Source organism: Mesorhizobium sp. WSM1497 (assembly GCF_001672455.2).
Lineage (GTDB): Bacteria > Pseudomonadota > Alphaproteobacteria > Rhizobiales > Rhizobiaceae > Mesorhizobium > Mesorhizobium ciceri.
On sequence record NZ_CP021070.1, the window covers coordinates 4,976,088 to 4,988,605 of the forward strand.

A 12,518-nucleotide genomic window follows, 5' to 3' on the forward strand; every position below is an offset into this window, starting at 1 on the left:
CTGCTTCGCAGCGGATCTCCGTTGGGCTGAGGGCATGCGCGACCTGGAAATTTCCAATCAGGAATTGTCAGACCTTGCCGAAGAAGCCTTGGCGCTTGCCAAAGCTTATTGGGCCTCCCTCGAGGAACGTCGGACGTATCCCACGACCAGCGGCAAACAGACGACGGAACTCTTCTCGCGGCCTTGGCAGGAGAGCGGTCGTGGTCGGGAAGTCTTGCAGGATTTCAAGTCGATAGCGGAGCATGTGCGGCCTTCAACCGGCAGGTTCTTCGGTTATGTCGTCGGCTCCGGCGAACCGATCGGCGCGCTGGGGGAATTGCTGGCTGCGGTGCTCAATCAGAATGTGACGTCGTGGCGCTCGGCACCGGCTGCGACATCGATCGAACGCGCCGTCGTCGAATGGTTGGCGGAGGCTGTCGGTTGCCCCGGATTTACAGGCAGCCTGTGCGGCGGCGGCTCGACGGCGAACCTCATGGCCCTGGCGATGGCGCGGGAAGCGAAGCTGCCAGCCAACGAAACAGGCGTGCGGCCGTGCGTGATCTATGCTTCCGAGCAAGTGCACATGTCCATTCCCAAGGCCGTCGCGCTGTTGGGGATCGGTAGAAAAAATCTCCGTTTGATCCCTGTCGACGACAAATTCAGGATGCGGACGGATGCCCTCCAGGCAGCTATTGCCGCCGACCGCGGCATCGGCAACATGCCCATCGCCATCGTGGCCACGGCCGGCACCATCATCTCCGGTGCGATCGATCCCCTTCCCGAAATCGCAGACATTGCCCGCAAGGAAGCGTTGTGGATGCATGTCGATGGGGCCTATGGGGGACTGGCGGCGCTGGCCGTCCCGGAAAAGTTCCAGGGACTGTCTTTGGCGGATTCGCTGTCGCTCGATGCGCACAAGTGGCTCTATCAGCCACTCGATTGCGGCTGCCTGCTCAATCGTCACCCAGACATTGCGCGCACGACTTTCTCGCACAGCGACGACTACGTCAGGATATTGAGCGAAGACCCAACGGAAGCATTTGCATTCTTTGAAGAGTCGATCGAACTGTCTCGGCGCTTCCGTGCGCTGAAGCTCTGGATGTCGCTGCAGTATCACGGGCGCCGTGCCTATCGCGAAGCCATCGCGCGCGATCTCTACCATGCCCAGATGCTGGCACAGGCAATCGCTTCACAGCCGGAGCTTGAGCAGCTTGCGCCGGTATCGCTAAGCGCGGTCTGTTTCCGTCACCGCTCTAAGGACAACGAAGCGATCCTGCGCCGCGTGATCGCGCGCGGCCGCGTGTATCTGTCGAATGCAACGATCAACGGTCAGTTCGCGCTGCGGGCGTGTTTCGTCAATCACAGGACGACCTTGGATGACGTGCGGGCGATTGTGTCCGAAGTCATTGCCGCCGCAGACGAACTCAATCATTGAACCGCTGCGGATTTGGCCTCGTGTTTCAGGCGACCTCCGCCCGCAGCCATGCCTTCAGACCGGCGATATCCCCATCGCCGACAGCAGCGGCAACGCGCCTGCCGACCGCCGCGCCGAACTTGTAGCCGTGGCCGGAGCATGCCGAGACAACAAGGCATTTGCCCTTTCCATGCGCCATGAATTTTTCCTCTGATGTGAAAGTGTAGGCGCAGGTGACGACCTCGGTCACACGATACTCCGCGATGCGGGCGATCGGCGGCGAAAACAGGTTGCGGATCGCCTCGCCCTCGCCCGCCACCGGCTGACGGTTCCAATCGGCGTCGCTGGTCGGCACCTTGTGCAGCCCGGACCCGAACTTCATGCCAGCGCCGCCGGAGGGCGGGATCACATAGCCGTCGATCGCGCCGCCGACATCGAGCACGACCGGTGCCGCCTGCCAGGCCGCCTTGAGGTCGGCCGGCGGTTCGACATAGGCAAGTGCGGTTCGATAGGTCTCCAATTCTCCGTCCAATTCCGGAAACAGTTTTAGCACCCAGGCGCCTGCGGCGACGACGATGCGGTCGGACTGCATCGTCTCGCCGCTTTCGAACACGATGTGGCCGGCTTCGGCGTCGACCTCGACGACCTTGCTGTTTTCGTAGACATTGGCGCCGTTGGCGCGCAGCCACTTTGCCAGGCCGGACGCGATCTTGCGGCAATGCAGGGCGCCGCCTTCGGTCGAGAAATAGGCGTAGCGAAACGAGCCGGCTTCCAGAAACGGCCAGCGTTTCACGGCTGCATCGGGCTCCAGCAGTTCGAACGGAAAATTGCCTTCTTCCAGGCCCTCGCGATATTCCTCGGCCTCGTCGCCGGGCTCGCGCGAAATGCAGACAAATCCTCTGGGATCGAGGTGGCTTTCGCCGAGATCGGCCCACATCTCGTCCCAGGCCTGGTAGGCTTCGGTGATCAGCCGGCCGTAGCCGGTCCCCGCGCGATAGGCGCGGCGGATGATGCGATGATGGTCGCCCGACGCGGCCAGCGGGTTCGGGATCGGCCCCTGCTCGACGACCGAAACGCTGTGACCCGCCTTGACCAGCGACCACGCGGTCGAGAGACCGGCAATACCCGCGCCGACAACGATCACATTCATCAGATCAGACTTTCCGCAGCCTTGTCGGCTGGCTCAACGCATTGGGTTGCGGGCGCCAACATACGGTCTGGAACCGGACTGGCAAGCCGCGCTATTGGTCTGGCATGAGCAAATTGACGCCACCCGGCCTGGTCTTTGATCCAGCCACGCGACACCTGCGGCTCGATCCGCACGAGCCTGCCTTTTTTCAGAACCCGTACGAGGCCTATGCATTTCTGCACGGCGCATCGAATGCCTTCTTCTGGGAAGAATTCGGCTTCTGGTGCTTTGGCGGCTTCGACGACGTCAACCGGCTGCTGCGCGACCGCCGTTTCGGCCGCCAGAATCCGGCCGGCATTCCAGACAGTCGCGGCATTGGACAGGACCGCAGCCATCTCAGGGCCTTCGACGGCGTCGAAGCCAATTCGATGCTGGAACTGGAGCCGCCGGTGCACACGCGGCTGAGAACACTGGTCAACCGCGCCTTCGTCTCGCGTCAGGTCGAACGGCTGCGGCCGCGTGTCGAGGCTTTGGCCAACGAGCTGATCGACCGTTTCGAACCAGGCAAGACGGTCGACCTGTTGCCTGCCTTCGCGGCGCCCTTGCCGATCACCATCATTGCCGAAATGCTCGGTGTGCCGGTCGAGATGGGGCCGCAACTGCTCGACTGGTCGCACCAGATGGTTGCCATGTACATGCATGGCCGCACGCGCGCGATCGAAGAGACGGCCAACCGCGCCGCGGGCGAATTTGCCGATTTCCTGCGTTTCCATGTCACCGAGCGACGCAAGAACCCTGGCGACGACCTGCTGTCGCTGCTGATCTCGGCGCAGGAGGACGGCAAAAAGCTGTCGGAGGACGAGATGGTGTCCTCGGCGATCCTGCTGCTCAATGCCGGTCATGAAGCGACAGTGCATCAGACCGGCAACGCTGTCCGTTCGATCCTTATGCAAGGCGGCGATGTCAGCCGCTTCTTCGGCTCACCCGAAGCGACCGCGGCAACGGTCGAGGAATGCCTGCGCTTCGACGCGCCGCTGCACATGTTCACGCGCTATGCCTACCAAGAGATCGAAGTCGCGCCTGGCATTGTCGTGCAGCCGGGCCAGACGATCGGGCTGATGCTGGGCATGGCCAATCATGACCCGCGCGCCTTCGCCGAACCGCAAGCTTTCCGGCCGGATCGTGCGGACCAGAAGAACGTGTCATTCGGCGCCGGCATTCATTTCTGCATCGGCGCGCCGCTGGCCAGGCTAGAATTGCAGGTGTCGCTGAAAACCCTGTTCGAACGGCACCCGAAGCTGCATCTTGCCGAAAGGCCAAGCTTCCGCGACACTTACCACTTCCATGGGCTGGAAAGGCTCGCCGTCGGCTTTTGACGATCGCGGGCCTGGGGCTGCGATATGAGATTGTTTTCGATACGGGCGACGGTGTTTGCCCTGGCGCTGGCGTGCGCATTCCCTGAGATCGCGGCCGCCCAGCAGCAGCCGGAAAACATCCCGTGGCAAAACAGCATGGCCATCGCCCAGAAAATGGCGACGGTTCTGCTGGAGCGGCAGACCGGGTCGAAGGGCCTGCCGCCGACATCCTTTGCCATCGAGGTCGATCTCAACCTCGACGGTTTTCCGGAGATTTTCGCCTATCGCTATGCGCCCGGCTGTGATGGCACCAACTGCGGCAACTTCCTGTTTGTCCTGGAAGGCGACAGCTACCAGGAGGTTCTCGGCGACATTCCGGGGGCGAGGCTGGTGCCGCAGGACAAGATCGGGCTCAGCGCCTTCAAGCGAAACGGTTTTCTTGACATGCAGTCCGACCAGATGACGATCGTCTGGGACGGCAAGCGCTATCTCGACGCCTACGCCTTCCCGGCCTCGTCGCTCGACGGCGCGGCCTTCCTGGCGGCTTGCCAGAAAAGCAAATCCAACGAGCAGCCGGCGGAGGGCGAAGCCGAGCGCGTGAGCGCCGAATGCCAGTGCCAGCTCAACCGGTTTCAGGTAACCAGCCTCACGCAGGCCGATCTCGACATGTACACCGCGTCGCTGGCAGAAAACTTCGAATATCCGACGGGTGAAAAGTGGACGGCGCTGCTTGCCGTCCAGAACAGTGCCAAGGATGTCGGCACCGGCTGCGATGTCGCCAGCGGCAAGAACCAATGGCCGCCAGCCTATTTCAACCATGGCGACCAGCCGCAGCAGAAGTTGAGTTTTGACGGCTTTCTCGATGCCTGTCCGGCGCAGGATTTCATTCTCACCAACCACAAGATCGGATCACCGGACCGTGCGCTCACCCTGTGCGGCTGCCTCGCCCGCGAGATGCCGACGCAGGGCATCAGCCAGGAGGGACTCGATCTCATGGCGCAGTATTATCGCGACGAGATCTCCGACGCGGACATCGAGGCGCAGGACGCCGACGTGCTGACTTTCCACGACAAGGCCTCGGAAGCCTGCCTTAGCCAGTTTCCGGCGAAGTAGACAAACCGGCACGCTGGCGACAGACCGAGGAGCCGAGATAGCCGGGACAATGAAATTCGGATTCTTGCGGGAAACCTCTATTGGAGGCCGATACTTTCCCTCAAATGCTAAATACCAGCAGTATCGTCGAGGCCACCGCAAAAACCGCCAACGTTGGAAAGAACACTATCGCCAACCAAAATCTCTTCGGGTGCGTTTCTCGCAGGTAGACCCTACCGGGCGCAGGATAGATTCCTGATTTGATCGCTGGAAACACAACTGAAATGCAAAAATTTATGATCCAGACATCCGCAAATATACAAGCAATAGTGACAGCTATTTTATATACATCCATACCTAATTGTACTGGAATTTCAAACTAGCGCAAGCTCTCCGCTGTTATTGTTCATGAAAGCGATCAGAGCTTGATCACATACTCCTTGCGAGTCGTTTCAAGCACTTCCCAGCTGCCCTTGAAGCCGGGCCTGAGCACAAAACTGTCGCCGGCCTTGACGGTGCGCGCCTGCCCATCGTCCTCCGTCACCACCGAAACGCCGGACAGGATGTGGCAGAACTCCCATTCGTCATAGGCGATGCGCCATTTGCCGGGGGTCGATTCCCAGATGCCGGCGTGGAGGCCGCCCTCCCGCTCCTCGACATTCCAGGTGCGGAATTTGGGATCGCCCGAGATCAGCCGATCCGGCGCCGGCGCGCCAGATTCGGGTTCGACGCTGTCGGTCGATATCGTCAAGTAGTGCACGGACAAGACTTGTTCTCCATGAAAGAGCCGGCAATCCGCCGGCTCACCCCCACGCCGGCGCTGCGCGCCGACCCTCCCCACAAGGGGGAGGGTAAAAGAATCAGACCTTGGCGAGCGCCTGTTCGAGGTCGGCGACGATGTCGTTGACGTCCTCGATGCCGATCGACAGCCGCACCGTGTCCGGTCCTGCGCCAGCCTTGACCTTCTGCTCGTCGGATAGCTGGCGGTGCGTGGTCGAGGCCGGGTGGATGACCAGCGACTTGGTGTCGCCGACATTGGCGAGGTGCGAGAACAGCTCGAGCGCCTCGACGAATTTGACGCCCGCGTCATAGCCGCCCTTCAGCGCGAAGGTGAACACGGCGCCGGCGCCAAGCGGTGAGTACTTCTTCTGCAGCGCGTTGTTCTTGTCTGAGGGCAGGCCGGGGTAATTCACCGATGCGACCTTGGGGTGGTTGGACAGCCAGGCGGCAACGGTGACGGCATTGTCGCAGTGGCGCTGCATGCGCAGCGGCAAGGTTTCCAGGCCGGTCAGGATCAGGAATGCGTTGAACGGCGAGATCGCCGGGCCGAGGTCGCGCAGGCCAAGCACGCGCGCGGCAATAGCGAAGGCGAAATTGCCGAAGGTTTCGTGCAGAACGAGGCCGCCATATTCAGGGCGCGGTTCCGACAGCATCGGGTATTTGCCCGATTTCGACCAGTCGAACGTGCCGCCATCGACGATGGCGCCGCCGATCGAGTTGCCATGGCCGCCGATGAACTTGGTCAGCGAATGCACGACGATGTCGGCGCCGTGCTCGATCGGCCGGATGAGGTAGGGCGAGGCCAGCGTGTTGTCGACGATCAGCGGCAGACCGTGCTTGCGGGCGATGTCACCGATCTTCTCGATGTCGACGAAGGTGCCGGCCGGATTGGCGAGGCTCTCGATGAAGATCGCCTTGGTCCTGTCGTCGATCTGGCTCTCGAAGGTCGAGATGTCGTTGGTGTCGGCCCAGCGCACCTCCCAGCCATAGTTCTTGAAGGCATGGCCGAACTGGTTGATCGAACCGCCGTAAAGCTTGTTGGCGGCGACGAAATTGTCGCCCGGCTGCATCAGATTGTGAAACACGATCACCTGCGCGGCATGGCCAGAGGCGACCGCAAGTGCCGCCGTGCCGCCTTCGAGGGCCGCCATGCGCTCTTCCAGCACCGCCTGGGTGGGGTTCATGATGCGGGTGTAGATGTTGCCGAAGGCTTTCAGCCCGAACAGCGAAGCGGCATGGTCGGCATCGTCGAAGACGAAGGAGGTCGTCTGGTAGATCGGCGTGGCACGCGCGCCGGTCGCCGGGTCGGGCTTGGCGCCGGCATGGATGGCGAGCGTGTTGAAACCTGGCGTGCGGGTCACTGAAAACCTCCCTTTTGAAACTCTTGAAATCGCCGGGCATTCTTGGCGAAGCATGAGCGCGAATGCAAAGAAGAAAATACCCTTCGGCTAGCGATCTGCGGCCGAGGCCCGAGAAAATGCGCTGGCCTAAGGAATAATTTTGCGCCTAAGGCGCATCGCGCGTCAGGCCTTGCTTTTGGTGCACGTCGTTATCCCAAAACCGCTGCGCACTTTTGAGCGACGTGCACTACTTCTGCCGCACGCCAAAACTCTGGAATCCCGACCGCATCAGCGGCTTCTTCGACGACAGCACGCCGGAATTGACGCCGGTCCAACCGATCTCGCCGGACAGCTTGCCATATTCGATCTTGGGGCAGCGGTTCATCACCACCTTGATGCCGGCGGCCTCGGCGCGCGCGGCTGCTTCGTCATGGCGCACGCCAAGCTGCATCCAGATCACTTTCGGCAAGGGATCGAGCCGCAACGCCTCGTCGACGATGCCGGGCACCGCCGCCGGCGCGCGAAAGATGTCGACCATGTCGATCGGCTCCGGAATATCGGCGAGCCTCGCATAGGTCATCCGGCCGAGGATCTCCTTGCCGGCCTGGCCAGGATTGATCGGAAACACCGAAAATCCCTTGGCCAGCAGATATTTCAGCACGAAATAGCTTGGCCGCACATCATTGGCGGACGCGCCGACCATGGCGATGGTCTTCACCGAATTGAGGATGCCGGCAATGTAAGTGTTGTCGTAGCTATCGTGGTTCATGCGGCTTCCTGCGGTAGTGGTATCGGTAAAGTTCACGGCTGAACCCAAGCGAGGCATAGAGAGCGCGGGCCGGTGTGTTGTCGGCCACCACCTGCAAGCATGCGGCGTGAGCCCCTGCCCGCCGCGCCCAGCCGATGAGGCCGCCGACGGTCTTGCGGCCCAGGCCTTGCTGCCTGAAACGGCCATCGGTTTCAACCGATTCCACCACAAGCAGGCCATTGCGGATGACACCATAGGCCAGGGCGGCAATTTGGCTGTCGCGTTCATAGGACACAAACGCCCGGTCGCCGACGATCAGCCCGGTCATCTCGCGAAAGATGCGGCGCTCGGCGTCGTCAAAGGCTCCCATGCGGAACCGCGCCGCGAGCCAGTCCTCGCCCGGCACCTTCAAAACGGTGACCTGCTCATCGCGAAATTCAGCCAGGTCGCCGATCCCGGCATGGAGATGGATCGTGCCGCCTTCCGGCTGGTAGCCGCGATGGTCGAGAGCGGCTTCGAGCTCGCCGGCGATGCCGGGAACCCGAAACAAGGGCGTCTGGCCGTGGCCGATGTAGAAGGACTCGGCGGCGTCGATGACTGCATCAGGCGCGCCACGCTCGCCGCGCAAGGGATTGGCCGAATTGGTACGCCGGATCCGTCCGCCCGATCGCCGCAGAAGCCAGCCATCAACCAACGTCTCGGTCGCCGCCGGCCAGCCTTCGCGGCACGCCTGCTCGACGCGCCAGTTGAGGTCATCATCGCCGGCGCTCACGCGTCATCCTCCCGCAGCGCTTCCTCCATAAAGGCCTGCGGATCGGTGCAGAAGTCGCGCATCATGCGAAAATGATCGGTATCGCTGAAATCCGTGGGATCGAGCCCGAACCGGCTGATGCGGAACAGCCGCGCGCCAGGACAAGCCATCAGCAGCGGCGAATGCGTCGCCATGATCACTTGCGCGGTGCCCGACTGGTCCATGCGCCGCAGCATCTTGAGCAGCTCGATCTGTCGCGTCGGCGACAGTGCGCTTTCGGGTTCGTCGAGGATGTAGATGCCTTGCCTGCGGCAGCGCTCCTCGAAAAAACGGATAAAGCCCTCGCCATGCGACCAGGACAGGAAGTCCGGCGGCGGGGGCCTGAAAGGGTCTTCCAGTGCCGCCTGATCGAGATATCGGGCCACGGAGTAGAAGGATTCGGCACGAAAGAACCAGCCGGCAGTGACTTTCGGCAGCCAGTGGCCACGGAACGTGTTTGCCAGCGCAGCACCGCTCTTGTCGATGGCGCTGGAATGGTCGACCGGCCTATATCCCTTGCCGCCACCGGCTTCGTCATAGCCGGCCAGCGCACCGATCGCCTCGAGCAGCGTCGATTTGCCGGTGCCGTTCTCGCCGACGATGATGGTGATCGGCGTGGTGAATTCGAGTTCGAAGTCGTGGCCGCGAAACAGCGGCAGGTTCCATGGATATTTTTCCCAATCCTCGACCCGCACGGCATCGAGCAGGATGCGCTTCAGATAGGGAGCGTTGAGCCGCGTCAGCTGCTTGCGATGGGCCATCAGCCAGGTAGCGAAATCGTGCCGTCTTCCGCGATCGGAAAGGCCGGATTGTGCGCCACTTCCCAGACATGCCCGTCGGCGTCGGCGAAGTAGCCGTACCAGCCGCCCCAGAAGGCGCGGCCGGCCGGCTTGACGATGCGGCCGCCGGCTTTTTCCGCCCTGGCGAGCACGTCGTCGACTTCAGCGTCGGAGCGGGTGTTGTAGGCGAGGTAGACCGCCGATGGCGCCGCGGCGAAGGCAATGCCGGAATCCTCTTCTGCGCTGGCACGTGGGAACAGACCAAGAATGACGCCGCCCATCTGGAAGAAGGCGACACCGTCGGTGATACCGGCATGCCGCTTCAAGCCCATAGCCTCGTAGAAGCGCACCGCGCGGTCCAGATCATCGGTGGCGATGGTAATGATAGAGATTCGCGGCTCCATGGTGCTGCTCCTATTCGTCCGTCCATTCCGGCTTGCGCTTGCCGATGAAGGCGCCGATGCCTTCCTCGGCGTCGCGCGCGAGCATGTTTTCGACCATGATCCGGCCGGTATAGGTGTAAGCATCCGCCAGCCCCATTTCGGCCTGCGCGTAAAACGCCTCCTTGCCCGTCTTGACCACCAAAGATGATTTGGAAGCAATGGTTTGCGCGTATTTGGTGACGATCTGATTCAGGTATTCACGCGGCACGACGCGGTTGACCAGGCCGAATTCCTTGGCGGTTGCCGCATCGATTGTCTCGCCGGTCAACAGCATCTCCATGGCCTGCTTGCGCGAGACGTTGCGCGACAGCGCCACCATCGGCGTCGAGCAGAACAGGCCGATGTTGACACCCGGCGTACAGAAGGTCGCCTCATGCGAAGCGATCGCCAGGTCGCAGCTGGCGACCAGTTGCAGCCCGGCGGCGGTGGCCAGGCCGTCAACCTCGGCGATGACAGGCACTGGATGACACACGATCGCCTGCATCAGCGTCGCACAAGCTGCAAACGTCTCTGCGAAAAAGGCCTTGCCATGATCGGGGTCAGTGCGGCGCGCGGTCATCTCCTTGAGATCGTGGCCGGCGCAGAACACCTTGCCGGCAGCCGACAAGACGATGACGCGAACGGCCTTGTCGGCCCTGGCGCGCTCGAGTTCGGCCGTCAGCGCCGCCATCACCGCCAGCGACAGCGCGTTGGCAGGCGGATTGGCGAGTGTGAGGCGCAGCACGCCCTTGTCCAGTTGTGCAACCACCGGACCCTCAACGGCGGCAGGCTTGATGGCAAGGATTTCGGCCATGGATAAGGTTCTCCGCGATTCCGCTGGGGCTGCCAGACTATCTAATACCGGATCAGGTTTCGTCCAACACCGATCGCTTGCGCCAGGGGACGAAGGTTGTCAGAAATGCCGCGCTGCGCTCATACAGGCCTGGCGCAAAGCGAGAGACCAAGACATGCCCGCCCAGACCAACGTCAAACCGGTGCTGACCGCCGGCCAAGTTAATGCACTGATGGAAACCGTCTATCCGCAGCTCAATGAGCAATTCAAATATTTCGAGGCGATCGACGTGTTCCCGGGCGGCTGCACCGTGCGGCTCAACGCCGGCGAACGGCATTTGCGTCCCGGCGGCACGGTGTCCGGCCCCTCGCTGTTCACGCTGGCCGACATTGGCGGCTACGTCTGCGTGCTCAGCCATGCCGGGCCGGATGCGCTTTCGGTCACCGTCAACCTCGACATCAATTTCGTGCGCAAGGCCGAGGCAGGACCGATCGACGGCCATTGCCGCATCCTGAAGCTGGGAAAGAGCCTGATGGTGTTCGACATCGACATCGTTGCCGGCCCAGACGGACACACGGTGGCGCATGCCACCGGCACCTATTCGATCCCGCCGAAGCGGAATGGTGATGTGGTAAAATAATACCTTTTGTTCAAGTTATTGTTTTTGCTACATTTTACCTGATATCTACCTTTTCGATCGCCTTGACGCGGTCACCACCCTCGCCTATAAGCCTCCACGAAGCAGCGGCCCGCAAAGGCCGCCGTTTTGTTATTGGCGGCGGGCAAGCGCCTTTCGCCAATCCAAGCAACAAGAAACGCCTTCTCTTATGAAGGTCAGAACCGAGAGCAGAAAACATGACAACCTTTTCGCAGAAGCCTGCGGATGTGGTGAAGAAGTGGATCCTGATCGACGCCGAAGGTCTCGTCGTCGGTCGTCTGGCCACTGTCATCGCCAATCATCTCCGCGGCAAGCACAAGCCGACCTTCACCCCGCACGTCGACGACGGCGACAACGTCATCGTCATCAATGCTGACAAGGTGGTGTTCACCGGCAAGAAATTCACCGACAAGGTCTATTACTGGCACACCGGCCACCCAGGCGGCATCAAGGAGCGCACCGCGCGCCAGCTGCTCGAGGGTCGTTTCCCCGAGCGTGTCGTCGAGAAGGCCGTTGAGCGCATGGTCCCGCGTGGCCCGCTCGGCCGTCGCCAGATGAAGAACCTGCGCGTCTATGCAGGTGCCGAGCATCCGCATGTCGCCCAGCAGCCCGTCGTGCTCGACGTGGCCAAGCTGAACGCCAAGAACAAGAAGGTCGCATAAGATGGCTGAGCTTTCCTCGCTCGCAGAACTGGGCGCCGCCACCGGCAACACCAATACCCAGCCGGCAGCGCCCGTCCACGTCCAGAAGCTCGACAAGTCGGGCCGCGCCTATGCCACCGGCAAGCGCAAGAACGCCATTGCGCGCGTCTGGGTGAAGCCGGGTTCCGGCAAGATCATCGTCAACGACAAGGAATTCGCGACCTATTTCGCGCGTCCGGTCCTGCAGATGATCCTCAACCAGCCGATCATCGCCTCCAACCGCGCCGGCCAGTACGACATCGTCGCGACAGTCGTCGGCGGCGGTCTCTCCGGCCAGGCTGGCGCCGTGCGCCACGGCATCTCCAAGGCGCTGACCTACTACGAGCCGACGCTGCGCGCCGTGCTCAAGAAGGGCGGCTTCCTGACCCGCGACAGCCGCGTCGTCGAGCGCAAGAAGTACGGCAAGGCCAAGGCCCGTCGTAGCTTCCAGTTTTCCAAGCGCTAAGCACTTCGCAGCTTCAGACAATCGAAAAGGCCGCCTCCGGGCGGCCTTTTTGTTTGCGGCTCGGCAGTCACCCCACCCACGCCTACGGCGCGA

General features: G+C 62.0%; 14 protein-coding genes. 6 read left to right on the forward strand and 8 right to left on the reverse strand.

Annotation, left to right across the window (positions count from 1 at the left end; all coding sequences use genetic code 11):
- The first annotated feature begins 34 nt into the window (after positions 1-34).
- Positions 35-1,414 carry a pyridoxal-dependent decarboxylase gene (locus A9K65_RS24430; RefSeq protein ID WP_064995423.1) on the forward strand — a complete coding sequence of 460 codons (1,380 nt, stop codon included), beginning with the start codon at positions 35-37 and terminating at the stop codon, positions 1,412-1,414.
- A 25-nt stretch (positions 1,415-1,439) separates the two neighbouring features.
- On the opposite strand, the gene A9K65_RS24435 is transcribed toward A9K65_RS24430, so the two are convergent.
- Entirely contained in the window at positions 1,440-2,543 is a 1,104-nt protein-coding gene (locus A9K65_RS24435; protein ID WP_064995424.1) for an FAD-dependent oxidoreductase, read from the reverse strand.
- A gap of 104 nt (positions 2,544-2,647) precedes the next feature.
- Here A9K65_RS24435 and A9K65_RS24440 point away from each other — a divergent pair, with 104 nt between their 5' ends.
- On the forward strand, positions 2,648-3,898 hold the full coding sequence (locus A9K65_RS24440) for a cytochrome P450 (protein WP_064995425.1): 1,251 nt from the start codon (positions 2,648-2,650) through the stop codon (positions 3,896-3,898).
- Positions 3,899-3,922: 24 nt separating this feature from the next.
- A complete protein-coding gene (locus tag A9K65_RS24445) occupies positions 3,923-4,990 on the forward strand; it encodes a hypothetical protein (RefSeq protein WP_245321891.1) in 1,068 nt (355 codons plus the stop codon).
- A 397-nt stretch (positions 4,991-5,387) separates the two neighbouring features.
- On the opposite strand, the gene A9K65_RS24450 is transcribed toward A9K65_RS24445, so the two are convergent.
- The 7 genes from A9K65_RS24450 to A9K65_RS24480 all read right to left on the reverse strand — a co-directional run bounded on the left by A9K65_RS24450 (position 5,388) and on the right by A9K65_RS24480 (position 10,642).
- On the reverse strand, positions 5,388-5,735 hold the full coding sequence (locus tag A9K65_RS24450; protein WP_064995426.1) for a cupin domain-containing protein: 348 nt from the start codon (positions 5,733-5,735) through the stop codon (positions 5,388-5,390).
- A 94-nt stretch (positions 5,736-5,829) separates the two neighbouring features.
- Entirely contained in the window at positions 5,830-7,110 is a 1,281-nt protein-coding gene (locus tag A9K65_RS24455) for an O-acetylhomoserine aminocarboxypropyltransferase (RefSeq protein WP_064995427.1), read from the reverse strand.
- A gap of 226 nt (positions 7,111-7,336) precedes the next feature.
- Positions 7,337-7,858, reverse strand: a complete 522-nt coding sequence (locus A9K65_RS24460; RefSeq protein WP_024504599.1) for a CoA-binding protein — start codon at positions 7,856-7,858, stop codon at positions 7,337-7,339.
- A complete protein-coding gene (locus tag A9K65_RS24465) occupies positions 7,845-8,609 on the reverse strand; it encodes a GNAT family N-acetyltransferase (protein ID WP_024504600.1) in 765 nt (254 codons plus the stop codon). The genes A9K65_RS24460 and A9K65_RS24465 overlap by 14 nt, the downstream gene beginning before the upstream one ends.
- A complete protein-coding gene (locus A9K65_RS24470; RefSeq protein ID WP_064995428.1) occupies positions 8,606-9,388 on the reverse strand; it encodes an AAA family ATPase in 783 nt (260 codons plus the stop codon). Before A9K65_RS24470 ends, A9K65_RS24465 begins: the two co-directional genes overlap by 4 nt.
- Entirely contained in the window at positions 9,388-9,810 is a 423-nt protein-coding gene (locus A9K65_RS24475; protein WP_027162400.1) for a VOC family protein, read from the reverse strand. Before A9K65_RS24475 ends, A9K65_RS24470 begins: the two co-directional genes overlap by 1 nt.
- A gap of 10 nt (positions 9,811-9,820) precedes the next feature.
- Positions 9,821-10,642, reverse strand: coding sequence for an enoyl-CoA hydratase (locus A9K65_RS24480; protein ID WP_064995429.1), 822 nt, complete (start codon positions 10,640-10,642; stop codon positions 9,821-9,823).
- A 154-nt stretch (positions 10,643-10,796) separates the two neighbouring features.
- On the opposite strand from A9K65_RS24480, the gene A9K65_RS24485 reads away from it, so the two are divergent.
- The 3 genes from A9K65_RS24485 (at position 10,797) to rpsI (ending at position 12,425) form a co-directional block, all read left to right on the forward strand.
- Complete coding sequence (locus tag A9K65_RS24485) at positions 10,797-11,261, forward strand: PaaI family thioesterase (RefSeq protein ID WP_024504604.1); 465 nt, start codon at positions 10,797-10,799, stop codon at positions 11,259-11,261.
- Positions 11,262-11,476: 215 nt separating this feature from the next.
- Positions 11,477-11,941, forward strand: a complete 465-nt coding sequence (gene rplM, locus A9K65_RS24490; protein ID WP_013532205.1) for a 50S ribosomal protein L13 — start codon at positions 11,477-11,479, stop codon at positions 11,939-11,941.
- Between the two features lies 1 nt (position 11,942).
- Entirely contained in the window at positions 11,943-12,425 is a 483-nt protein-coding gene (rpsI, locus tag A9K65_RS24495; RefSeq protein WP_023810272.1) for a 30S ribosomal protein S9, read from the forward strand.
- The last annotated feature ends 93 nt before the right edge of the window (positions 12,426-12,518 follow it).

Bases quoted from the DNA above. Each gene is read 5' to 3' on its own strand.
- rplM (WP_013532205.1), top strand. From the start codon at position 11,477: ATGACAACCTTTTCGCAGAAGCCTGCGGATGTGGTGAAGAAGTGGATC.
- A9K65_RS24440 (WP_064995425.1), top strand. From the start codon at position 2,648: ATGAGCAAATTGACGCCACCCGGCCTGGTCTTTGATCCAGCCACGCGA.
- A9K65_RS24435 (WP_064995424.1), bottom strand. From the start codon at position 2,543: ATGAATGTGATCGTTGTCGGCGCGGGTATTGCCGGTCTCTCGACCGCG.
- A9K65_RS24460 (WP_024504599.1), bottom strand. From the start codon at position 7,858: ATGAACCACGATAGCTACGACAACACTTACATTGCCGGCATCCTCAAT.
- rpsI (WP_023810272.1), top strand. From the start codon at position 11,943: ATGGCTGAGCTTTCCTCGCTCGCAGAACTGGGCGCCGCCACCGGCAAC.
- A9K65_RS24430 (WP_064995423.1), top strand. From the start codon at position 35: ATGCGCGACCTGGAAATTTCCAATCAGGAATTGTCAGACCTTGCCGAA.
- A9K65_RS24475 (WP_027162400.1), bottom strand. From the start codon at position 9,810: ATGGAGCCGCGAATCTCTATCATTACCATCGCCACCGATGATCTGGAC.
- A9K65_RS24470 (WP_064995428.1), bottom strand. From the start codon at position 9,388: ATGGCCCATCGCAAGCAGCTGACGCGGCTCAACGCTCCCTATCTGAAG.
- A9K65_RS24485 (WP_024504604.1), top strand. From the start codon at position 10,797: ATGCCCGCCCAGACCAACGTCAAACCGGTGCTGACCGCCGGCCAAGTT.
- A9K65_RS24480 (WP_064995429.1), bottom strand. From the start codon at position 10,642: ATGGCCGAAATCCTTGCCATCAAGCCTGCCGCCGTTGAGGGTCCGGTG.
- A9K65_RS24445 (WP_245321891.1), top strand. From the start codon at position 3,923: ATGAGATTGTTTTCGATACGGGCGACGGTGTTTGCCCTGGCGCTGGCG.